We start from the raw sequence: 1211 nt of genomic DNA on the forward strand, positions 1-1211 counted from the left end.
CGAGCTGCCTATGACACCTGGGTCGGGGCTATGCCCAGCCTGCAGGCTGATATCAACACCACCGCACTATCCCTGGTTGCTGCCTGGTCACTGCCCGAAGGCCACATCAAATCCGGCCTGCGCGCTATCCACCGCCTGGATAGCCTGCCGAAAGTTAAAGCCATACAAGACACCTTGTGCCTGCTCGATATCGAGTCCCTTATTGCTATTGATCAGCCCATGTCAGCACTGACAGCCTTGACTGATGAAACCCTGGACTTTATCGACACTCTCCTGGCTGACTTCTTCACCCCTTCTAAGCCGAATCAGGTTTTTCCCACGCGTAGTCAAATCAGGCGCAAAGTTCGCGATATCTGCAAAACCCTCGATAACTCCATCGCCTACCAGGACACCCGCCCTAAAAATACGTACCGGTTTTCTTCTAACGGCACCTCAGCCTGGCTGGAACTGCACTGTGATGAAGACACCGGCATTAAACTCGACGCCTTCATCCACCACACCGCCGCCAAGGAAGACATCACCCTCCCGGAGGCAGTCATAAAACTGCTCTCCGGTGAGACTAAGCCACCAGCTACCGTGGTGCTACACACCTACCAAGCCTGCGACATTGAGAATGCACCAACCTTTATTGAAGGCTTCGGCTGGCGGGCTAAGCCCATGCCGCATGATAAGACCCGGGACTTAACTGGCGAGGTAGCTGAAGCAGACGGCTACCAACCAGGAATCATCATGCGCAAACATGTCGAAGGCCGTGACGGTACCTGCCGGGTTGGCGGCTGTGGCAAACCAGCTTTCCTTAGCCAGTTGGATCACCGGCATAACTGGGCTGAAGGCGGCCCGACCCATCCGAAGAACCTGGCGTGTTTATGCCAGGGTCATCACAACATGAAAACCGATGGCAGCCTCAAATACCTGCTGGACCCGTATAGCGGGGATGTCATCTGGCTATATGAAGACGGTACTTGGACTATTACCGAAGCTGACGGGCCGCTAGCACCAAAGCAGAAGCGGTGGGCACAGACCGTAGCCCAACACATCACCGCCACCAGGAAACGCGTGCGTGAGGAAGCCCAACACTTAAAACAAGAACTCGACGACTACGCACAACAACAAGCCCAAGCCAAAGCAGAAGCCAAGCATGAGAGCAAGACCGACGCTGATGCCGGCACCGACGACATCCCCTTCTAACCCCGTCGTTTCAAACGACGAAA

1 protein-coding gene is annotated in these 1211 nt (G+C 55.2%); it reads left to right on the forward strand.

Features of this window, described 5'->3' with window-relative positions; genetic code table 11:
- Window positions 1-1188, forward strand: a 1188-nt coding sequence (locus HMPREF2806_RS04245) for an HNH endonuclease signature motif containing protein (RefSeq protein ID WP_158013201.1), incomplete at its 5' end; no start/stop codon positions are given.
- Window positions 1189-1211 lie beyond the last annotated feature (23 nt).

Source organism: Corynebacterium sp. HMSC076G08, assembly GCF_001811515.1.
Lineage (GTDB): Bacteria > Actinomycetota > Actinomycetes > Mycobacteriales > Mycobacteriaceae > Corynebacterium > Corynebacterium hiratae.